This window comes from Delftia tsuruhatensis (assembly GCF_903815225.1).
GTDB lineage: Bacteria > Pseudomonadota > Gammaproteobacteria > Burkholderiales > Burkholderiaceae_C > Comamonas > Comamonas tsuruhatensis_A.
Map to the genome: position 1 here is coordinate 3,612,248 of NZ_LR813084.1, position 21,200 is coordinate 3,633,447.

Genomic DNA, 21,200 nt, shown 5'->3' on the forward strand with positions numbered 1-21,200 from the left:
ACACCGGGACCTGGAACGAAAACAAGAGACTCATCTGAACAATCCTGAAGTACCAAAGCGAGAAAAGAACCACACCAGATCGGCGGCCACCACCAACGTGGCCAGGCAGGCCAGGCGCGCTGTCCAGCGTGCGTGGACGCCGATCAGGCCCACGGCCGCCAAAGCGCCACAGGACAGGAAGCCCAGCCAGGCCACCGTACCCGCCGTCGCGCCCCAGGCCCAGAAGGCGGGCAGCGAGGAAAGCGCCAGCAGCGGCACGCCCAGGCAGCGCAACTGCCGGCCTCGGCCGGCCGGCAGCGCGCGCGCGCCGGTCAGTTGTTCGTAGTGGCGGTCCATGGCAAAGGCCAGGGCCACCATGCCGGCGAAGGCCAGGGCCAGCGCGGCCAGCGATGCGTGCAGCGTGCTCATGCCCGCACCTCCGCCGGGCCCCGTGCTGCGGCACGCCCCCCGGCCTGGGCCTCCGGCTCCTGGCCCCGCCGCGCCAGCCAGCGCCAGGCCCAGGCGGCCGCCAGTCCCGTGGCCAGCGCGAACAGCTCCACGCCCGCGCTTTCCCAGTCGCCCTCCAGCACCTGGGCGGACAGTGGCTGACCCACGGTGATCCAGCTGAGCAGGGGCAGCAGCAGGCACAGCAAGGCCAGCAATCCCATCTGCTGGCGCCAGGCCGTGGCCGGCTTGCAGGCCAGCGCATGGACCAGGGCCAGGGCCCAGAGGCCGAAGAACACGGCCAGTTCCCACCGTGGCCGGTGCGCCATCTCCACGGGGACGAGGCGATTGGCCCAGAAGTAGCCCACGCAGCCCAGGCCCAGGCCGGTGATGGCCGCGACATTGAGGCCTTCGATCAGCCGGTACACGCGTGCCGTGGCGCCGCCGAACTCGCCCAGGTGGCGGCTGCGGCGCTTGACCATGAACAGGATGGCGCCCGTGGCCATCATGGCGGCCCCCGCCAGCCCGCACAGGAAGTACAGCCACTTCATCGCCAGGCCGCCGAACTTGACCATGTGCAGCCCGCCGATGACGGCCTGTGCCAGCGAAGGCGTGCCGCCGTCGGCGCCGCCCGGCAGGCGCACCTGCAGCACCTCGCCAGTGGCGGCCGAGAACATGGCCATGCCCGAATTGGGGCTCAGGCGCCGGTGGGCATCCTCATCGCTGTTCCAGCCATAGACGCCGATGCGAGCGGCCGCATCGCCCGGATGGTTGATGACCACGGCCCGCACGGCCTGGCCCATCAGCTCCTGGCCACGCCGCGCAAACGACTCCAGATCGGGGACGGCCAGGGGGCGGCCGGAAGGCGCGGGCGCGCCGGCCTCGCTCATGTCGGCGATGAAGGCCGTGCGGGCGGCGTTGCCGGTCCCGTACTGGGTCCAGACGCCTGCCGGCATGAAGCTCAGGCTGGACAGCGCGATGCCGGTATAGGCGATCATGAACTGGAACGGCAGCGTCAGCACGGCCACGGCGTTGTGCGCATCCAGCCAGCTGCGCTGGCCTTTGTGCGCGCGGAACGTGAAAAAGTCCTTGAAGATGCGCCTGTGCGTGATCACGCCACTGACCAGGGCGACCAGCATGGCCATGGCCGCGATGCCTATCACCCACAGGCCCGCCTGGCCGGCATGCAGCTCGTAGTGGAAGTCCACGAAGTGGTGCCCGCCCAGCGTGGCGCGCGCCGCGCCGTGGCCGTGGCCGGGCGGCAGGGGCTCGCCCGTGGCAGTGTCCAGCTCGGCTCCGGCGTACTGGCGCTGTTCGTCGAACCAGTAGACATGCAGGTCACCCGCGCCCTGGGCGTCGCTGGGCCAGATCTCCCACATCTGCGCGCCCTTGTGGTGCTTTTCCATGTAGGCCGCGCCCCAGGCCAGGCGCCGCGCGCGGCCGGCGCCGGGCGGCGCCGCCGCCCGGGCTGCGGCCTCGGCGGCTTCCTCGGCATGGTGCTCGGGCGTCATCCAGTGCGTGATGGGCTCCTGGAACACCGCCAGCGAGCCCGTCAGGAAGACGGCGAACAGCAGCCACGAGAACCACAGTCCGCACCAGGTGTGCAGCCAGGCCTGGGCCTGGCGGAAACCGCCGCTGGCGACGCCGCTGCCAGGGAGCTTGTCGATCCGCGCCTTAGCCATCTCAAACTCCTGTGCCATTGCGCGCCAGCAGCAATGCAACAGCCCCCAGAACGGCCGTTGGCACCAGCAGGCCCAGCCAGACCCGGCCCACGGAAACCGGCGAAAACGCCCAGATCACGGCCAGCAGGTGCAGCACGAAGCTCCACTGCATGCCGGCCAACACGGCATCGACACGCGCGCCGGGCAGCGCGCCAGCCAGGAAGGCGGCCAGGGCGCTGGCCAGCGCATAGCCTCCGAAGACGGCGGCCAGCAATCGGGAAAGCACAAGCAGGCCGGGGTGGACAGGGGTGGAATGGGGCATGTAATCAGTGATCGGATGAAAGGCAAAGCGAGTGCCATGAAGCAATGGCCAGAATGGCCCTCCTGATACATGACAAACGAGATCGAGAAAAAGGCCAGTCGCAACGGCCTTCGCCCCTGCGGCCACGGGCCCGCAGGATCGCCGGCCAGGGCCCCTTTCACGGCATCAGAAAGTGCCGCGCAGTGTCACCACGGCATTGCGTGGCCTTCCATAGAAGTTGCCGCCGCTCGCAGAGCCCACGGTCTGGTAGTACACCTTGTCGAAAATATTGTTGATATTCAGGGACACCGTCCAGCGGGGATCGATGCGGTACTGCACCATGGCATTCCAGACGGAATAGCCGCCCTGGGTGAAGTTGTAGCGGCCGATTTCATTCCAGTCCGCGTCATACAGCGTATCGCGCACATGGTGCTTGCTCTGGACATGGGCGCTGCCGCCGATCTTCCAGCGCGACAGCCCGCCCGGCAGCACATAGGCCGTGGACAGCTTGAACAGATGGCGCGGCGTGATGCTGCTGTAGGGCGCATCCTCGGTCTTGTCGCGCGTGGTGGTGTAGGTGTAGCCGGCCGCGATCTGCCAGCCCGGGCGCAGCTCGCCGCCGATCTCGGCGTCGAAGCCGCGGCTGGTCACCTTGCCCTGGGGCAGATAGCAGCAGTTGCCCGACCATTCCTCGTGATTGCTCGGGTAGCGCGTATCCGCCACTGCCGTGCCGGTGCGCTCCACATTGAACAGGCTGAACGTGGCATTGAGCCGGCCCTCGGCCAGCTCGCCCTTGAAACCGGCCTCGTAGCTCTTGCCCTTGACCGGGTCCAGCGAATTGCCGGGCGGAGGCCCGGCCTTGGACAGCGCCTGGGGCTTGAGAATGGAGGAATAGCTCAGATAGGCCGACCATTGGCTGTTCAGATCGTAGATCACGCCGCCATAGGGTGTGAATTTGGCCGGCTCCGAAAAACGGCTGCCCGATGCCAATTCCCACTGGCCTGCCGCATTCAGCGACTCATAGACCTGGTTGAAGCGGTACTTGGCGTAGCGCGCGCCCACGATGACATGCAGGCGGTCCGTGGGGTGCAGGCGCAGCACGCCATAGCCGCCTGACTGGTCCTGGCCCCAGGGGTTGTAACGGCGCGAGATCCCGCCGGCCGGCGCGGGGCGCCAGTCGCCGGGGTTGTAGACGTCGATGGGCACCACCCCGGTGGGGTCCGAGGAATAGCCCACGTTCCAGAAGCTCTCTATCTTCTGCCGGTCCATGCCCAGCAGTATTTCGTGCGTGCGCCCGCCCAGGTCGAAGCTGCCGGCAAGGCTGGCGTCCAGCACGGTCTGCTTGTTCTCGTACAGGTAATGGCCTCCACCGCTCCAGGTCACGCCCAGGCCGGTTGCGCGGTCCAGCGTGCCATAGCCGAAGGCCGTGGTGCCGTCATAGTCCGACTTGGTCCGCGTCAGGTTGAGCTTGCCCTTCCAGCGCGAGGAAAAGCGGTGCTCCAGCGCGCCGAACAGCTCGCTGTTGTCCTGGCGGCCCGTGGCCCAGGGCTGGGTGAAGCTGGTGTGGCGCGGCAGGCCGATATCGCTGCCGTCGCTGTAGCGCGGCACGTCGCCGCCGCCAGCGCCGCGCGTGCGTATATTGCTGCGGCTCATGCCGACGGTCAGCAGGGTGTCGGGCGTCAGGTCCGCTTCGACCACCCCGTAGAACTGGGGCGCGCGCGTGTGCTTGATGTCCACGAACTGGTCCGTGTCCTGGTAGGACAGCACGGCACGGCCGCGCACACGGCCGTCCAGTGCCAGCGGGCCCGTGGCATCCACCATGGTCTGGTAGTTGTTCCAGCTGCCGATGGACTGCTGGACCACGAAGCGCGGCTCGGCCAGCGGCTTCTTGCGCACGATGTTGATGATGCCGCCCGGGTCACCCACCCCGCCCAGCAGGCCCGAGGCGCCGCGCATGACCTCCACGCGGTCGTAGAAATCCATGCTCTGGTTGACGCTGTAGGTATAGCTGGCGATGTTCAGCGGCGCTCCCCCGTCGATCTGCATGCTGTCGATCTGGAAGCCGCGCGAGTAGAAATAGGTGGACTCGAAATTGATCTGGCTGGTGGTGATGCCGGGCGTGGCGGCCAGCGCGTCGCGGATGTCGGTCATGCGGCGGTCGTCGAGCTGCTCGCGCGTGACCACCGACACCGATTGCGGGATCTCGCGGAACGACTGGTCCGTCTTGGACGCAATGCTGGTCACGCGGCTGGTGTACGAGCCCGTGCCCTCCGTCGTGCCGTCGCCCGCGCGGCGCGCGGCCACGCGCACCTCGGCCAGGGTCTTGTCGGTGCGGGCCAGCGGTTCGACCGTCAAGGTGCCCTCCTCCAGGCGGCCTTGCAGGCCGCTGCCTTCGAGCAGGGCATCGAGCGCGCGACGCAGCGCCAGCTCGCCACGCACGGCTGGCGCCTGGCGCTGCGCCGCCAGCGAAGGAGTGAACACCAGCTGGACGCCGGCCTGGCGTGCGAACTGGTCCAGCGCTCCGGCCAGCGGCTGCGCGTCAATGTCGAAGCGCGCGCTGTCGTCGGGCTGCCGGGCCTGCACGGTGTGCAGCGGCAGGGCCAGGCCCAGGCAGAGCACGGCATGGGCCAAAGGTGTGCGGTGGAATCTGGCAGCGGAGAAGGGGCGGGGAAATGCCATGGAAATCGTCCTTGAAGAAGATGCGTTGAATCCATAGGGATCACCGCTTGGACGATTGGCCAGGAAAGTTCCTGAAAAAAAGATCGGGCGCCAATGGCGGATGCATGCTCGGCCCCCGCTCAACGCAGTGCGACGACCAGCCCGCCATCAGGCTGGCGGCTGACCTGCACGGGCATGGCACGGGGCAGCGCCCGAACCCAGGCATGGGCCGCGCCGATGCTCACGCGGCCGCTCAACGGCAGGCGTGCGGCCTCGGGTGTGGCCGACAACGTGAACGGGGCATAGCGCGACAGCCGCGCCAGGGCCTCGCCCAGCGTGGACCCGCTGAAGACCAGCTGGCCATGGCGCCAGGAGGCCGCATCGCCAGGCGCGCCATGCGTGGGCGTGACCACCCCACCTTCCATGCGCAGTCCCTGGCCGACGCCAAGTTCATAGGAGATGCCTTCGGCGCCATCGGACTGCACGCGCACGCGTCCGGACTCCACCTGCACGCAGACCAGTTCCCGGCCACCCGCGGCCTGCGCGATCTCCACGCCGAAGCGTGTCCCCAGCACCGTCACGCGCACGCCCCGGGCATGGACCACGAAGGGCCGTTGCACATCGCGCGCCACATCGAAGAAAGCCGCGCCCTGCGCCAGTTCCACATGGCGGCGCGTGGCGAAGTACTGCGCCTGGGCACTGCTCGATGCATCGAGCAGCAGGCTGGATCCGTCGGGCAGGCCATGGCGGCCCTGCTGGCCGCGCGGGCTGCTCCACCGGGCCTGCCACTGCACATGGTTGTCCCGGTAGCTCTGCCATTGCTGCCAGCCCACGGCGCCACCCACACCCGCGCCGGCCAGTCCCAGCAGCGCGCCCAGGCTGCGGCGGCGCCCGGCCTGCCGGGCCCCTGCGCCACCAGGCAGCGTGCCGCGCCAGCGGTGCAGCGCATCCTCGATGCAGGCGTGGGCCTGGATCAGGTCGCGCTCCACGGTATTCAGGGACACACCGAACCGTTCGGCAATTTCGGGCTGGCGCTCACCCTGCACGCGGTGGGCGATGAAGGCCGCGCGGCTGCGCTCGGGCAGGCCGGCCAGCGCGGACTCCAGCACGGCCAGCGCCTGGCGGTACATGACGGAGTCGGCCACGTCGGGCACGTGGCTGGGCGCCAGTTGTTCGCGCACTGCGGCCAGGTCCAGGTAGCGGCCATGGCGCTGGCGGCGACGCTGCGCATCCAGCGCCATGTGCTGCACCATGACGGCAATATAGGCCGTGGCATCGCGCGGCGCATCGGACTGTGCCGGCCGCATGGCAGACTCGCCTGCTGCGCTGCGCGCATGCTCGGCCAGGCGCAACCAGGTGTCATGCACCAGGTCCCCCGCCTCTTCGCGGCTACCCGTGCTGCGCGTGGCAGTGCGCACGAGGTCGGCATAGGCCCGGTCGAAACCGGACAGCAGCGCACGGGTGAAAGAGGCGGACAATTCCATGGGCCTGGATCATAACCCGCGGAAAGAAGAATCATTCTCAAATACATCCACCGCAGGCGGCCCTCACCTGCTCAGAACCTGTAGCTGAGCACCGCCATGGCGCTGCGCGGCGTGCCGAACTGGCCCTGCCCGTCCACATTCACGTAGTGCTTCTTGTTGAACAGATTGTTCACATTGAGCTGCAGCGACAGCCGGGGGTTGATGGCATAGCGCGCCATCAGGCTGACGGTGGCAAAGGACTTCTGCTCGAAGTCCACATCCCTGCCGCCCACCGCGAGGGTGGCGGAGGTGGCGCTTTGCCAGCGCAGGCCGCCGCCCACGGTCAGCCGGCGCCATCCGCCCGGCAGGCGCCAGGAACTGAACAGCTGCACCTGGGTCTTGGGCGTCCAGGCGTTGATGGTCACCCCCTGGGCATCGCGGGCGAACGAGCGCGAGATGCCGGCTGACAGGTTCCAGCCCGTGGCCGGTTCACCCGAGACCTGGGCCTCGAAACCCTTGCTGGTCACGCCCTTGGCACCGTAGTAGGCGAAATCGCTGGTTCCCGGCACGACCTGGCCTTCGTCGAGCTGGGCCACGTTGTCCTGCTGGATGCGAAACAGGGCCAGCGAACTGTTGAGCCAGCCGTCCAGGTGCTCGCCCTTGATACCGACCTCATGGCTCCTGCCGGCCACCGGGTCCAGGTAGCTGCCGCCGCGGTCGCGGTAGTTCTGGGGCTGGAAGATGTCGGTGTAGCTGGCATAGGCCGAGAAGCCTTCGCTCAGGTCCAGGACGACGCCGGCATAGGGGATGAAGACATCGTGCGAGCGGTTCTCGCTCAGGCTGCGCACCTTCCAGCGGCTCTGGCGCCCGCCCACGATGAGCTTGAGCGGGTCGGCCAGCGACAGGCGCAGCGCACCGTAGAGGGCGTCCTGGCGCGTATGGTCCAGGCTGCTGGTGGTCAGCGGCCCCCAGGCGGGCTCGGGGAAGGAGCCGTCCCAATCGTGGAAATTGCCCAGGTCAGGCAAGGCGCTCGTACGCGGATGGCCGGCCTTGTGTTCGCGTGCGCGGCTGCTGGCAAGGCCCACCACGGCCTCGTGCCGACGCCCGGCCATCTCCCAGCTCCCCGTCAGCTGCAGGTCGGCGCTGTTTTGCTGGAAGCTGTATTCGGAGTAGTTGGGCAAGGCCGTCATGCCCAGGCCCGTTCCGATGTCGGGCTGGCGCATCAGGTACAGCAGCTTGGCGTCGTAAGCGCTGTCACGGTGCACGAAGTTGGCCTTGAGCTTCCAGTCGTTGCCGAAGCGGTGCTGCAGGTTGGCGAAGATGCTTTTGTTGGTGCTGTTCCAGCGCGTCCAGTGGGCGGCCGTGGTCTTGGAGGTGCTCCAGTTGGCGGGCGTGCCGTCGGAGAACACCAGCGGCAGCCCGCCCCAGGTCGAGCCCGTGGGGCGGTTGGCCTGGTAGTCGGCGCCCACGCTCAGCCGGGTGTCGGGCGTGAGGTCGGCATCGATGACGCCATAGAAGACACGTTTGCGCGCGTGGTACAGATCCACGTGCGAGTCGCGCTCCTCGGCCATGCCGGCGATGCGGGCGCGGATGCGGCCATCGGCCGTCAGGGGCATGGACAGGTCCACCGATCCCCGGTGGTGGTTCCAGGAGCCCAGGCTGGCCGAGGCCGTGCCCGTGAACACCTTGCTGTCGGCACGCTTGCGCACCATGTTGATCGAGGCCGAGGGGTTGCCGGCGCCCGTGAGCAGGCCCGTGGCGCCGCGCACCACCTCGATGCGGTCATAGATGGTGGTGTCATTGCCCGACTCGCCATAGAACGACAGGCCGATCGAGGTCGGCACGCCGTCGTACTGCAGGTTGTCCACGTAGAAGCCGCGCGCGTAGAAGTCGGAGCGGTCGCTGTCCGAGCTGACGACGTGGATGCCGGTGACGCTGCGCATGGCGTCATTGAGCGAGAGCAGGCCCTGGTCCTCGATCTGCTGGCGCGTGAGCACGCTGACGGACTGCGGCGTGTCGCGCAGCGACAGGCTCAGGCCGGTGGCCGCCGCCGTGGACGGCGTGGTGTAGGCGCCCGAGCCTTCGGTGGTGGGACTGGCCTGCGCCGAGGCCGTGACCAGCACGGTCCTGAGTGTCTGGGAGGACGGCGCGCCCGCCGCCCCGGAGGTGGCGGGCACCACGGGCATCTCGCGCAGCGTGTAGCCGCCGCCCGCCGAGCGCACGGCCGCCAGCGGCGTGCCCAGCAGCGCGCGCTCCAGCGCCTGCTCCACGGTGAAGCGCCCGCTCACGCCACCGCTGCGCAGCCCCTCGGTGACGGCCGAGCCAAAGGTGACCAGCACGCCGGCATCGCGCCCGAGCTGGTTGAGCACGTTTTCCAGCGGGCCGGCCGCAATGGCGTACTGGCGCTGCTCCTGCGCTCCCGCCGCGGGCTGCGCCCAGGCCCGGGCTGGCGCCAGGGCGCCCGCGGCAGCCAGCGTGCCCGCGCACAGCACCTGCAGCGCCAGCGCCAGCGCCACAGGGCGCAGTGCCGGTGTCGCGGAGAAAGTGGAGGCGGCTGTCTGCCGCAGGAAGTTCTGGCGCATGGTCTGAGGGCGCATGGAAAGGCCTTGTCGCAATGGTGTTGGAGAAGCGTTGGCGCACGCTGCGGTGCGCCCCTGTCTCTGTTGACAGCCATCCCTGGCCAACCAGCTCAAATATTTTTCAGAAGAATGCGAAGGCCGCCATGCCGGTCATGCCTTGCCTGGCGCTGCAGGTCGCACCATCACCCAGTAGCGCGAGAAGGAATGGATCTCCACCGGCAGCGACGAGGTCAGCGCGGCCAGCACGCGATCGGTATCGGCCAGCGGATAGGCGCCGGAGACGCGCAGATCGGCCACGGCCGGGTCGCAGCCCAGGCGCCCGCGCCGGTAGCGGCCCAGCTCGGCCAGGAAATCCTCCAGCCGCATGCCCGAGGCCACCAGCATGCCCTCGGTCCAGGCGCTGGCCGATGTGTCCAGCGCTCCGGCATGCGCGGCCTGGGCGGCCGTCAGCCTGCCCTGCTCTCCGGCCCCGATGCGCTGTGCGGCATGCGGCGCATGCACGGGCCGCAGTTGCACGGCGCCCTGCAGCACGCCCACGTCCACGCCGGACGCGCGCTCGCGCACCGTGAAGCGCGTGCCCAGAGCCTGCACGGCGCCCATGGCCGTCTGCACGATGAAGGGCCGGTGCTGGTAGTCCGGCGCCGTCTGCACGAGGATTTCCCCGCGCACCAGCTCCAGCACGCGCTGCTCGGGACCATAGCGCACATTGAGGGCGCTGCCGGTGTTGAGCACCACGCTGCCGCCGTCGGGCAGTGGCAGCTGGCGTTGCTCGCCCACTGCAGCCACCTGGTCGGCCATCCAGCCGCGCCAGGCCTGTGAGCGCACAACGGCCGCGGAGCCTGCGCCCGAAACCAGCAGCACGGCCAGGGCCTGCACGGCGCGGCGCCTGCGGGCAGAGCCCGGAGCAGCCAGCGCCGCCCGCGCCAGCGGCGTGGGAATGCCGGCCATCTGGCGGCCCATGGCCTCGATGCGCTGCCAGGCGGCCTCATGCTCGGGACTGGCTGCGCGCCAGCGTTGCAGCCCTTCCCCATGCCGCACCCGCCCCTGGTCCGCATGCAGCTGCATCCACCATTGCACGGCCTGGCGGGCCACTTCGCCTGAAATGGGCAGCGAGGTCTCCACGCGGCTCAATCCGGAAAGAAGCAGCGCATGGCCGCCTTGGCCAGATGCCGCTTGACGGTGGAGATGGAAATGCCCAGCTCGGCCGCGATCTCGCCATGGCTGAGTCCTTCGAGCTGGGCCAGCAAAAAGGCCTGCTTGGCCAGTGCGGGCAGCCGGCCCAGGCGGCGGTCGATCTCCACAAGGGTCTCCAGCAGCATGAGCCGGACCTCGGGCGGCGGCGCCACGGGCTCGGGCATGGCGGCCAGGGCGTCGAGGTAGGCCTGCTCGATGGCACGGCGCCGCACCTGGTTGATCAGCAGGTTGCGCGCGATGGTGGTCAGATAGGCGCGCGGCTCCCGGACCTGGTCCAGGCCCCGGGCCGTGAGCACCTTCAGGAACGTGCCCTGCGCCAGGTCGGCCGCGTCGAAGGCATTGCCCACCTTCTTGCGCAGCCAGCCCTGCAACCAGCCGTGGTGGGCCAGGTACAGGGCTGTGACTTCTCGGTGCTGGGGGGCGGAGGCGGATGGCATGGCAGGTCCCGATTCCCTTGGGGGCGGGGCCCGCAATCAAACAAGAATCATTCTTATTCGATTGTATCCATGCCAGCCTGTCTCTGCTTCAGAAGCGGTAGCGCGCCGTCAGCAGCACATTGCGCGGTGCCCCGAAATGGTTGTTGTCCTGAGTACTGCCAATGGCCTGGTAGTAGTACTTATCCGTGAGGTTGTTGATGTTCAGCCGTATATCCAGCTGCCGGCTGAATTGGTAGCTCGCCGTGAGGTCCACCAGCGTATACCCCCCCTGGCGCACGCCGTAGCCGGCCGAGCGGGTCTCGCTGCGCGTGCGCACGGATCCACCCAGGGACCAGCGCTGCCAGGCGCCCGGCAACTGGTAGCGGGCCGACAGCTTGAGCAGATGGCGAGGGGTCTGGGTGTCATAGGGCGTGCCGGCCTTGGCGACGTCCGAGTCGCGGACATGCTGCGCTCTGTTGTAGGTGTAGCCGGCCATCAGCTGCAGGGACGGCGTGACGGCACCCGCCACCTCGAACTCCACCCCCCTGCTTCGCACCTCTCCGGTCTGCGCATAGCAGGACGCCACCGTGGGACTGCACTGCGATTGCGGCAGTTGCAGCGGCAGATTCTTCTGGTTGATCTGAAACAGCGCCGCGCTGGCCTGCAGCCGACCCTGGGCGTACTCGCCCTTGACGCCAAGCTCGAGGTTGCGTCCCGTCACCGGGTCCAGCAGCGCGCCGCTGGCACCCTGATTGCTCTGGGGCTGGAACACGCTGGTCCAGCTGGCATAGGCGGAATGCCGGCTGTCCAGCGCATAGACCAGGCCTGCATAGGGCGTGATGCGGTCATGGACCCGGTACCTGCTGGAATCGCTCCACTCCCCCGAGCGCGTGAGCATGTCGTAGGAGTAGGAATCCACGCGCGCACCCAGCAGCGCGGTCAGGGGCTGCGAGACACTCAACCGCAGTGTTCCGTAGGCACCCAGTTGCCGCTGGTGGCCGCGCCGCGACCACAGGGTGTTGATGGCCGGCCGGGCAACGGAGCCTGGGTCCCAGGTCATGGGGTCCACGATCTGCTGGTAGTCCGACGGCCACCCGCCAGGCCCGTCGTCGTCGCTGTTTTGCCTCACGCTGGCGCCGAACACCATTTCATGGGTGCGGCCCAACCATTGCCAGGGCCCCTGCGCGAAGGCGTCCAGGCTGTACTGGGTCTTCTTGTAGGCATAGGCGCCCACGCCCTGGCCGAAGTCCTGCGAATCCTCCAGCGGATAGAGATACGTGCCCAGCATGTCCATCCTGGACTGCAGCACGCGCGCGGTCAGCTGGGTCTTCCAGCCATGGCCCAGCCCATGCTCCAGTTCGGCGAACAGGCTGGCGTTCTCCTTGTTCCAGTAGGCCCAGTCAGGTGTGACGCGCGCCGAACGCAGCAATGGGTAGAAGCTGCCGTCGCGCCGCGTGGGCAGGCCGTTCCAATCGGCGCCAGGGTTGTCCTCGCGGTTGTAGTAGCCGCCCAGGCTCAGTTTCGTGCGCGGTGCGATATCGGCCTCCAGCGTGCCGTAGACCAGTTGGCGCTCGTGGCGGTAGGACCGCTTGAAGGTGTCCGTATCCTGCAACGCGATCACGGCACGGCCACGCAGCGAGCCCGCCGCATTGAGCGGGCCCGAGGCATCGATTTCGCCTCGCCGGTTGCTCCACGAGCCCAGACTGCCCGTCAGTGCGACCTGAGGGGTGTCCGTGGGCCGCTTGCGCACGAGATTGATGGTGCCCGAGGGGTTGCCCGTGCCGGTCATGAGGCCGGCCGCTCCGCGCAGCACCTCCACGCGGTCGTACATGGCCATGGTCGCCAGTCCCTGGGTGTCGTAGTCGAAGGCCAGCGGCACGCCGTCCGCCAGAAACGAGTTGACCTCGAAGCCGCGCACAAAGAACTGCGTGCGCTCCCCGCCACCGATCTGGCGCGTGCTCAGCCCCGTGGCGTCCAGCGCAACCTCCTCCAGCGACTGAAAGCCACGGTCCTCGATCTGCTCGCGCGTGATCACGCTCAGCGACTGCGGCGTCTCGCGCTGTGACAGGCCCAGCCGCGTCGCCGTGCTGCTGGAACCGGCGGCGGCATAGCCGCCCGTGCCTTCGGTCACGGCACTGCGTTCGGCCCGTGCCGTCACGCGCACTTCGGCCAATGCCGTGTCCACGGCCGGGGCCGCGCGCCGGGCCTCGGCGACAGTCTCCAGCACATAGCCGCCCGCTCCTGCCGACAGCGCCTGCAGGTCCGAGCCCGCCAGCAACCTGTCCAATGCCTCACGCACCGTGTGGCTGCCCTGCACGCCCTCGGTGCGCCGGCCCTGGACCAGCGCGGGTGGCGCACTGATGCTCACGCCCGCATCGGCGGCAAAGGCGGCAAGCGCGGCGGCCAGCGGGCCTGAAGGCACCTGGAACTGCCGCAGGGCCGGACTGGCGGATGCCGCCGCCGGCTGGGCCTGGGCGCTGCGCGGCAAGGCCGTGCCTGCGGCCAGGCCCGCAGCCATGAGCACGGCCATGGCGGCCTGGTTCAGAGGAAAGGGAGCGGGCGCCATGCGGCGGGCGGCGGGCTGCAAAGCCATGGTCGGTGTTTCCTTGGAAAGTCGTTCGATGAAATCGGTTGCCATCGAACAGGACACGCCGCCGGACACAAAGGGGCCAGACCCCGCGAGAAAATCATCCGCCCGGAGGTGCCACCGTCACCCAGTAGCGCGTGCGATATCGCACTTGCACGGGCAGCAGGTGCACGAGGTTGCCGAGCACGGCATCGGTGTCGACCAGCTGAAAGGCCCCCGTGACACGCAGCCCGGCCACGGCCGGATCGCAGATCAGCCAGCCCTGCCGGTAGCGCGACAGCTCGGCCAGGAAGTCGGCCAGCCGCATGTCCTGCACCGCCAGCAGGCCGCGCGCCCACTGGCCGGCACCGGCATCCACGGCCGTGGCAGGCTCTATCCGCGTATCGCTGAACGAAAGCCCGGCCCCCGCCGGCACCTGGCGCATTCCGAGGTCTTCATGCAGCACGATCTCCACCGCGCCCTCGAACACCGCCACATGGCTGCGCCCGTCCTCCTGCCGCACGGTGAAGCGCGTCCCCAGCGCACGCACGCGCCCCTGGGCCGTGACGACCACCAACGAGCGCCCGAGCGGATCGGGGGCGGTCCGGACCAGCACGGCCCCGCTGCGCAGGAACAGCATGCGCCGCTGCCCGTCCAGGCGCACATCCACGGCGCTGGCCGTATCGAGCACGAGGTGGCTGCCATCGGCCAGCGTCCACTCACGCCGCTCGCCCGTGGCCGTCGCATGGGTGGAGGTCCACTGCGTCCAGGGCGCGACGCGCCAGGCCAGCCAGCCCACGGGCGCCGCCGTGATCAGCAGCGCCAGCGCGCGCACCGATTCGCGGCGGCCCATGCGACGCTGCTTGCGGCCCAGGGCAGGCCCGCCCAGCGCAGGCGGCAGGCCGGCCGCGCGCTGGCTCACGGCCAGGGCGCGCTGCCAGGCCTGGTCATGGACGGCGGCCTGGGTGCGCCAGGCCTCGAAATCATGGAGATCGGCCTCGCCCGCCTCACCCGAATGCAGCAGCACGAACCATTCGGCGGCCTGGAGCGCCACCTCGCGCGGCAATGGCGCTGCGGCATCGCAGGGCTGCGGGCTCATGCGGACAGCAGGATGCACTCGGCCATGGCCTGGGCCATGTAGCGCTTGACCGAACGCAGCCCCACGCCCATCTCTTCGGCGATGGCCGCATAGGTCAGCCCCTCCACCTGGGAGAGGACGAACACCCTGCGCACCTTGGGCGGCAGGCCGTCGAGCATGGCGTCGACCTCCTGCAGCGCCTGCAGGATGAGCAGTTGCTGCTCGGGCGACGGCGCCTGCGGCTCGGGCAGCGCGGCCAGCGCCTGCAACCAGGCCTGCTCCAGCGACTGGCGGCGCAGGTGGTTGATCAGCAGCCTGCGCGCCACGGTGGCCAGGTAGGCGCGTGGCTCGCGCAGCGCGGTCGCCTCGGACGAAGGCGCGACCAGCAGCCGCACGAAGGTGTCCTGGGCCAGGTCGGCTGCATCGCCGGCATTGGCGAGCCGGCGCTGCAGCCACCGCTGAAGCCAGCCATGGTGGCCGGCGTAGAGCACGGAAATATCGCCCCGGGACATGGGCAAGGAAATGGACGGTGCAGCGGGCAGGGCAACGGGGGGAGCGGAGGACATGGCAGGGGATGGTGCGCTGCGGCTGGCAGTGCCGGCATCACAGAACAAGAATCATTCTCAATTCATTGTAACCAGCCGCTGCGCCCCTGCCTTGCGCACGGTCAGCGGCCGCAGCGATCCGCAGGGGGCGGACATCCATGCACTGCGCCGGATCGGTATCATTTGGAAACAATCAACATCAGCTCAGCAAGGGAGCGAACCATGTTCGAGACGAGGGTAGCAGGCACGTTGGAGCAGCAGGCGCTGTGGAGCGCGCTGGACAAGGCCATGGCGCTGGCGGAATTCACGCCCGACGGCCGGCTGATGCGCGCCAATGCCAACTACGAGGCCATCCTCGGCTACCCGACCTGCGGCGCCGAGGGCCTGAGGCACAGCGACCTGTGCACCCAGGCCCAGGCCGATCCGCCCGCCTATGACCAATGGCGCCAGCGCTGGGGCGCGGGCGAGACGGTATCCCGCGTGGGCGAGCACCGCCGCATCGACGGCACGACCTGCTGGCTGGAGACCACCTACGCGCCTGTCCTCGATGCGCGGGGCACGTTCAGCCATGTGCTGTGCATTGCCACCGACATCTCCGCCCGCGTCCTGGCCGACCGCGCCCGACAGGAGCACCTGCGCCGCCTGTCCCTGGTGGCCGATGCCACAGACGCGGCCGTGGTCATCGCCGACGGCAACTGGACCATCACCTACGTCAACGCGGGCTTCACGCGCATGTTCGGCTGGGACGGAGAGGAGGTCGTCGGACGCGCACCCATCGCCCTGCTGGTTCCCCACGCCTCACCCGAGTTCACGGCGGCCTACCGCGCCGAGCTGGATGCGGGCAAGCCCGTGTACCGCGAGGAGATCCTGGTCGGCAAGGACGGCGAACGCTACTGGGTCAGTGCACAGGCCAATCCCGTCATGGACCCGGAAGGCCGGCTGCTGACCACGGTGACGGTGATCACCGACATCACCGAGGCCAAGATGCACGAGGTGCTGCAACGGCGCGCGCTGGAAGCCATGGCCCGCGACCAGCCGTTGACAGAAGTGCTGGACCTGGTGTGTCGCGAAGTCGAGCGCATCGCGCCCGATATTGCCGTCTCGGTGCTGGAGGTCGATGACCAGAACCGGCTGCATCCGCTGGCCGCGCCCAGCCTGCCCGCCTCCTACTCGGCGGCCCTGGACGGCGTGCCCATCGGCCCCGAAGTGGGCTCCTGCGGCACGGCAGCCTTCCACAACCGCTCGGTGCTCGTGCGCGACATCGCCACCGATCCGCTGTGGGCCGACTACAAGCAGCTCATCCTGCCGCTGGGCTACACGGCCTGCTGGTCCACGCCGATCTGCGCGCTGCAAGGCCGCGTGGCCGGCACCTTCGCCTTCTACTACCGCCATTTCGACCGCAGCGGACCAGACCCCTTCCACCAGCGGCTGGTCGAGGCATGCACGGACCTGTGCGCCCTCGCGCTGGAGCGCGAGCAGGCGCGCCGGCGCATACGGCAGCTGGCTTTCTACGACGGGCTGACCACGCTGCCCAACCGCAGCCTGCTGCTGGCCCAGGCCGAGCAGGCGCTGTCCCTGGCCTCCCACGAAGGCACGGAACTGGCCGTGGTCTTCATCGACCTGGACCGCTTCAAGCAGGTCAACGACTCGCTGGGCCATCCCGCGGGCGACCGGCTGCTGTGCAGCGTGGCCCAGCGCATCCAGGCCGAGCTGCGCGCGGGCGATATCGCGGGCCGCCTGTCGGGCGATGAATTCGTCATCGTGCTGCCGCGCTGCGGCGGCACGCAGGCCGCCGAGGTCATCGAGCGCCTGCAGGCGGCCCTGGGCCAGCCCTGCATGATCGACGACGTGGCGCTGGCCAGCACGGCCAGCTGCGGCATCGCGGTCTTCCCCGCCGATGGCCGCGACATGGAGACCCTGCTGCACCGCGCCGACATGGCCATGTACCAGGCCAAGTCGGGCGGGCGCGGCCTCTACAGCTTCTTCAGCCCCGAGATGAACCGCCTGGCGCAAGAACGGCTCGTCCTCGAGACGGCACTGCGCGACGCGCTGCGCGGCGGCGGCCTGCACCTGCACTACCAGCCCCAGATCGACCTCAGGGACGGCCGCCTCTACGGCGTCGAGGCGCTGGCCCGCTGGAGACACGCAGAGTTCGGCGATGTCTCGCCCGCACGCTTCATCCCCCTGGCCGAGGAATGCGGACTGATCGGCGAGCTGGGTACCTGGGCGCTGCGTGAGGCCTGCCGCCAGCTCGGTGAATGGCGCAGCCAGGGCCTGGCCGTGCCGGCCATGTCGGTCAATCTCTCGCCCACCAGCTTTCACAACCTGGACCTGCCGCGCATGATCGCCGACACCCTGGACCGCCATGCACTCAAACCCGAGGACCTCACGCTGGAGATCACCGAAAGCCTGCTGCTGGACACCAACCCCGGCACCATGCGCACGCTGCAGGCCGTGCACTCCCAAGGCGTGCGGCTGTCCATGGACGACTTCGGCACCGGCTACTCCAGCCTCAGCTACCTGCGCCGCCTGCCGGTCAGCGAGCTCAAGCTGGACCGCAGCTTCGTCGCCGACCTGGAAAACGACGAGGCCGCGCAGGCGCTGAGCAACGCCATTCTCGGCATAGGCCGCAGCCTGCACCTGACCGTGGTGGCCGAGGGCGTGGAGACGGCGGCGCAGAACACCATCCTGCGCGAGCAGGGCTATCCCGTCGCCCAGGGCTACCTGTTCTCGCGTCCACTGCCAGCCGAGGATTTCAAGCGATGGCTTCAGGCGGCGCCGCAGGACGGGTCGGCAGGGGGCTGAACTGCGCGGGGTGGAGGGGCAATAGAAACAATATGTAACTCCCTTGGCTCTCACGCTTTTTCCCTAAGCCTTGTCGGGGATCGACCGATAACAGCGGCATGGCGGTGCGCAGTTGCAACGCTGCCGGTCGCCCGTCAGCCCGGATCTCCCCTGCCCCAGCCGCCCATACGCTTTCGCTCTTTGCCGCACGGCACCTCCCACCATGATGTTTTTCCGCAATCTGAAGCTGGCCCCCAAGCTGCTGGCCTCTTTCGTCGCCCTGTTGCTGCTGACCGCCGGCCTGGGCCTGTTCTCCGTGGTCCAGCTGGACCGCGTCAACCAGACCGCCACGGATCTGGCCCACCACTGGCTGCCGGCCGAGCGCACGCTGCAGGAACTGCGCTACCAGTTGCAGCGCTACCGTTCGCAGACCATGCAGCATGTGCTGGCCACCTCGCAGGAGGAGATGGCCACCTACGACAAGCGCATGCCCGAGCTGTGGGCCGAGCTGCTCAAGAACCACAAGGCCTTCGAGCGCCATGCCAACACCGCGCGCGAGCGCGAACTGCTGGCCGGCATCGGCCAGGACCTGGAGCGCTACGCGCAACAGACCGCGAAGATCATCGAGCTGTCCCACCAGATGCGTACCGACGAGGCATCGGCCATCCTGCGTGGTGAATCGGTCACCATCAGCCGCAGCATCAACACCCGGCTCGACGAGCTGGTGAAGATCAACACCGAGGGGACCGAGGCCGCCAACGACGCGGGCGACATCATCTTCAACGCCGCGCGCTGGTGGGTCATCGCCCTGCTGGTGGGCGCCGTCGCCCTGGGCCTGGGCCTGGCCCTGCTCATCGCGCGCAGCGTCGCCCGACCGCTTCAGCAAGCCGTTGAACTGGCGCAGGCCGTCGCCGCCGGTGACCTCAGCAGCCGCATCCAGGCACATGGCAAGGACGAGACGGGCCAGTTGCTGCAGGCCCTGCAGCACATGAACGAAAGCCTGCAGCGCATCGTCGGCCAGGTCCGCCAGGGCACGGATTCGATCGCCACCGCCAGCGGCCAGATCGCCTCGGGCAACCAGGACCTGTCGGCCCGCACCGAAGAGCAGGCCAGCTCGCTGGAGGAGACCGCCGCGTCCATGGAGGAGTTGACCTCCACCGTCAAGCAAAACGGCGCCAACGCCCAGCAGGCCAACCAGCTGGCCGCCGCCGCCTCCCAGGTGGCCGTGCGCGGCGGCTCGGCCGTGGCCCAGGTCGTGCAGACCATGTCCGCCATCAACGATGCCTCGCGCAAGATCGTGGACATCATCGGCGTCATCGACTCCATCGCCTTCCAGACCAACATCCTGGCGCTGAACGCGGCGGTGGAAGCGGCTCGCGCTGGCGACCAGGGGCGGGGCTTCGCCGTCGTCGCCTCCGAGGTGCGCACGCTGGCCCAGCGCTCGGCCGCGGCCGCCAAGGAAATCAAGCAGCTGATCGACGACTCGGTCGGCAAGGTCGAGGAAGGCAGCGCCCAGGTGGACGCCGCCGGCAAGACCATGGACGAGATCGTCTCCAGCGTGCGCCGCGTCACCGACATCATGGGAGAGATCTCCGCGGCCAGCCATGAGCAGACCGCCGGGATCGAGCAGGTCAACCAGGCCGTCACCCAGATGGACCAGATGACCCAGCAGAACGCCGCCCTGGTCGAGGAGTCGGCCGCCGCCACCGAGGCCCTGCAGGCCCAGGCCAAGGCGCTGGCCGAAGTGGTCAGCGTCTTCAAGCTCGCCCCCTCCTCGGCGGGCATGCGCCACGCCACCGTCGATGTGGCAACCGTCGCGGCGCCCCGTGCCATGCCATCGGCAGTGTCCGCGCCCCAGCCCCAGGCCCGCCCGTCCCTGGCGCCGGCCCGCGGCGCCAGGCCCGCGCCCGCAGGCTCGACAGCCGCCCTGCCCGCGGCCACGCACCGCCCTGCCCAGCCCGCCTCCCCGCCTGCCCGGCCCGCCGCACCGGCCCGGTCCAAGGCGGCGGCCGGCACCGCCTCGGACGACGATTGGGAAACCTTCTGAGCCTGCGGGCGAAGCGGCCGCCCGGCCTGCGCCGGGAGGCTGGCGCGCCGGGCCTCTCACCAGCCCCCCGAAGGCCCGACCGGCAGCCGCCGGCCGGGCCTTGTCTCTTGCCGCCCCAGACCCGCACGCCCCTGCCACAGGCCCCAATACCTTCAAATCTGCCATGATTGGCGAACGCAAGCCCTTGTTTTGAAAGGCGCAGAACCTCTACAGCCCCTGCACGGCTCTGCCAGACAAGCGCTTGGCCCGCCACGGCGTCCCGACATGAGAAAATCGGCGATTCAGCCAGAAACACATTCATCAGAAGACGGAACACATCATGGAAGCAGAACGCATCAACCTCATCGGCAACACCCTCGAAGATCTGTCGCAGCGCACGGCAGATCTACGGAGGTATCTTTGACTACGATGCAAAGTACGAACGACTGCGCACCGTCAACGCCTCTCTGGAAGACCCCGGGGTCTGGAACGACCCCAAGAAGGCCCAGGAACTGGGCAAGGAAAAGAAGCTGCTCGACGGCGTCGTCCTGACGCTGCAGAAGCTGACCAGCGAGCTGGCCGACAATGCCGAGCTGTTCGAGATGAGCAAGGAAGAAGGCGATGAGGCCGGCCTGCTCACCATCGAGGGCGAGACCGCCAAGCTCCAGCCCCTGATCGAGGAGCTCGAATTCCGCCGAATGTTCGGCAAGGAAGCCGATCCGCTGAACTGCTTCGTGGACATCCAGGCCGGCGCCGGCGGCACCGAGGCCTGCGACTGGGCCGGCATGCTGCTGCGCCAGTACCTGAAGTACGCCGAGCGCAAGGGCTTCAAGGCCACGGTCGAGGAAGAGACGCCCGGCGACGTGGCAGGCATCAAGAGCGCCACCATCCACATCGAGGGCGAATACGCCTACGGCCTGCTGCGCACCGAGACCGGCGTGCACCGCCTGGTGCGCAAGTCGCCCTTCGACAGCTCGGGCGGGCGCCACACCAGTTTCGCCTCGCTGTTCGTCTACCCCGAGATCGACGACTCGATCCAGATCGAGATCAATCCCTCGGACGTGCGCACCGACACCTACCGCGCATCGGGCGCTGGCGGCCAGCACATCAACAAGACCGACTCGGCCGTGCGCCTGACGCACATTCCGACCGGCATCGTCGTCCAATGCCAGGATGGCCGCAGCCAGCACAGCAACCGCGACGTGGCATGGCAGCGGCTGCGCTCCAAGCTCTACGAGCACGAGATGCAAAAGCGCATGGAAGAGCAGCAAAAGCTCGAGGACACCAAGACCGACGTGGGCTGGGGCCACCAGATCCGCTCCTACGTGCTCGACAACAGCCGTATCAAGGACCTGCGCACCAACGTCGAAATCTCGGCCACCCAGAAAGTGCTGGACGGCGACCTCGACGCATTCATCGAAGCCTCGCTCAAGCAAGGCCTGTGAGACAGAGCCCCGGGGCGGCAACGCCGTCCGGGGCCCTGGTCCCTGACAACTGACACCGAGC

General features: G+C 68.8%; 14 protein-coding genes. 3 read left to right on the top strand and 11 right to left on the bottom strand.

Translation table 11 applies throughout. The features are described from left to right. Positions 1–30 precede the first annotated feature (30 nt). From L1Z78_RS16390 to L1Z78_RS16440, 11 genes are all read right to left on the bottom strand, one after another. Positions 31–408 (bottom strand): DUF3325 domain-containing protein, encoded by a 378-nt coding sequence (locus L1Z78_RS16390; RefSeq protein WP_234637453.1) that lies wholly within the window; start codon positions 406–408, stop codon positions 31–33. Then, positions 405–2,105, bottom strand: coding sequence for a PepSY-associated TM helix domain-containing protein (locus tag L1Z78_RS16395; protein ID WP_234637454.1), 1,701 nt, complete (start codon positions 2,103–2,105; stop codon positions 405–407). The genes L1Z78_RS16390 and L1Z78_RS16395 overlap by 4 nt, the downstream gene beginning before the upstream one ends. A gap of 1 nt (position 2,106) precedes the next feature. Then, entirely contained in the window at positions 2,107–2,406 is a 300-nt protein-coding gene (locus L1Z78_RS16400; RefSeq protein ID WP_234637455.1) for a DUF3649 domain-containing protein, read from the bottom strand. Positions 2,407–2,571: 165 nt separating this feature from the next. Next, positions 2,572–5,064, bottom strand: coding sequence for a TonB-dependent siderophore receptor (locus tag L1Z78_RS16405; protein ID WP_234637456.1), 2,493 nt, complete (start codon positions 5,062–5,064; stop codon positions 2,572–2,574). A 119-nt stretch (positions 5,065–5,183) separates the two neighbouring features. Beyond that, positions 5,184–6,527 (bottom strand): sigma-70 family RNA polymerase sigma factor, encoded by a 1,344-nt coding sequence (locus L1Z78_RS16410; RefSeq protein ID WP_234637457.1) that lies wholly within the window; start codon positions 6,525–6,527, stop codon positions 5,184–5,186. A gap of 71 nt (positions 6,528–6,598) precedes the next feature. Then, the gene (locus L1Z78_RS16415; protein ID WP_234637458.1) at positions 6,599–9,103 is read right to left on the bottom strand and encodes a TonB-dependent receptor; all 2,505 of its coding nucleotides are present in this window, start codon (positions 9,101–9,103) and stop codon (positions 6,599–6,601) included. A gap of 132 nt (positions 9,104–9,235) precedes the next feature. After that, complete coding sequence (locus L1Z78_RS16420; protein ID WP_234637459.1) at positions 9,236–10,207, bottom strand: FecR domain-containing protein; 972 nt, start codon at positions 10,205–10,207, stop codon at positions 9,236–9,238. A gap of 5 nt (positions 10,208–10,212) precedes the next feature. Beyond that, complete coding sequence (locus tag L1Z78_RS16425) at positions 10,213–10,716, bottom strand: sigma-70 family RNA polymerase sigma factor (RefSeq protein WP_234637460.1); 504 nt, start codon at positions 10,714–10,716, stop codon at positions 10,213–10,215. Positions 10,717–10,804: 88 nt separating this feature from the next. Then, positions 10,805–13,288, bottom strand: a complete 2,484-nt coding sequence (locus L1Z78_RS16430; protein ID WP_234637461.1) for a TonB-dependent siderophore receptor — start codon at positions 13,286–13,288, stop codon at positions 10,805–10,807. 94 nt (positions 13,289–13,382) lie between these two features. Beyond that, a complete protein-coding gene (locus tag L1Z78_RS16435; protein WP_234637462.1) occupies positions 13,383–14,360 on the bottom strand; it encodes a FecR domain-containing protein in 978 nt (325 codons plus the stop codon). Further along, positions 14,357–14,851 carry a sigma-70 family RNA polymerase sigma factor gene (locus L1Z78_RS16440; protein WP_234642192.1) on the bottom strand — a complete coding sequence of 165 codons (495 nt, stop codon included), beginning with the start codon at positions 14,849–14,851 and terminating at the stop codon, positions 14,357–14,359. The genes L1Z78_RS16435 and L1Z78_RS16440 overlap by 4 nt, the downstream gene beginning before the upstream one ends. A 255-nt stretch (positions 14,852–15,106) precedes the next feature. Here L1Z78_RS16440 and L1Z78_RS16445 point away from each other — a divergent pair, with 255 nt between their 5' ends. From L1Z78_RS16445 to prfB, 3 genes are all read left to right on the top strand, one after another. Beyond that, a complete protein-coding gene (locus tag L1Z78_RS16445; protein WP_234637463.1) occupies positions 15,107–17,689 on the top strand; it encodes an EAL and GGDEF domain-containing protein in 2,583 nt (860 codons plus the stop codon). A 202-nt stretch (positions 17,690–17,891) separates the two neighbouring features. After that, positions 17,892–19,715, top strand: coding sequence for a methyl-accepting chemotaxis protein (locus L1Z78_RS16450; protein WP_234637464.1), 1,824 nt, complete (start codon positions 17,892–17,894; stop codon positions 19,713–19,715). A 319-nt stretch (positions 19,716–20,034) separates the two neighbouring features. Further along, positions 20,035–21,139, top strand: a protein-coding gene (gene prfB, locus L1Z78_RS16455) for a peptide chain release factor 2 (RefSeq protein WP_234637465.1) whose coding sequence is annotated in 2 segments (ribosomal slippage) — positions 20,035–20,115 and positions 20,117–21,139 — 1,104 coding nt in all. Because the reading frame shifts where the segments join, the coding sequence is not laid out codon by codon here. Positions 21,140–21,200: the final 61 nt, after the last annotated feature.

Excerpts from the sequence above, each read along its gene's own strand:
- L1Z78_RS16400 (WP_234637455.1), bottom strand. The coding sequence starts at position 2,406 with ATGCCCCATTCCACCCCTGTCCACCCCGGCCTGCTTGTGCTTTCCCGA.
- L1Z78_RS16405 (WP_234637456.1), bottom strand. The coding sequence starts at position 5,064 with ATGGCATTTCCCCGCCCCTTCTCCGCTGCCAGATTCCACCGCACACCT.
- L1Z78_RS16440 (WP_234642192.1), bottom strand. The coding sequence starts at position 14,851 with ATGTCCCGGGGCGATATTTCCGTGCTCTACGCCGGCCACCATGGCTGG.
- L1Z78_RS16415 (WP_234637458.1), bottom strand. The coding sequence starts at position 9,103 with ATGCGCCCTCAGACCATGCGCCAGAACTTCCTGCGGCAGACAGCCGCC.
- L1Z78_RS16445 (WP_234637463.1), top strand. The coding sequence starts at position 15,107 with ATGTTCGAGACGAGGGTAGCAGGCACGTTGGAGCAGCAGGCGCTGTGG.
- L1Z78_RS16425 (WP_234637460.1), bottom strand. The coding sequence starts at position 10,716 with ATGCCATCCGCCTCCGCCCCCCAGCACCGAGAAGTCACAGCCCTGTAC.
- L1Z78_RS16410 (WP_234637457.1), bottom strand. The coding sequence starts at position 6,527 with ATGGAATTGTCCGCCTCTTTCACCCGTGCGCTGCTGTCCGGTTTCGAC.
- L1Z78_RS16430 (WP_234637461.1), bottom strand. The coding sequence starts at position 13,288 with ATGGCTTTGCAGCCCGCCGCCCGCCGCATGGCGCCCGCTCCCTTTCCT.
- L1Z78_RS16390 (WP_234637453.1), bottom strand. The coding sequence starts at position 408 with ATGAGCACGCTGCACGCATCGCTGGCCGCGCTGGCCCTGGCCTTCGCC.
- L1Z78_RS16395 (WP_234637454.1), bottom strand. The coding sequence starts at position 2,105 with ATGGCTAAGGCGCGGATCGACAAGCTCCCTGGCAGCGGCGTCGCCAGC.
- L1Z78_RS16450 (WP_234637464.1), top strand. The coding sequence starts at position 17,892 with ATGATGTTTTTCCGCAATCTGAAGCTGGCCCCCAAGCTGCTGGCCTCT.
- L1Z78_RS16435 (WP_234637462.1), bottom strand. The coding sequence starts at position 14,360 with ATGAGCCCGCAGCCCTGCGATGCCGCAGCGCCATTGCCGCGCGAGGTG.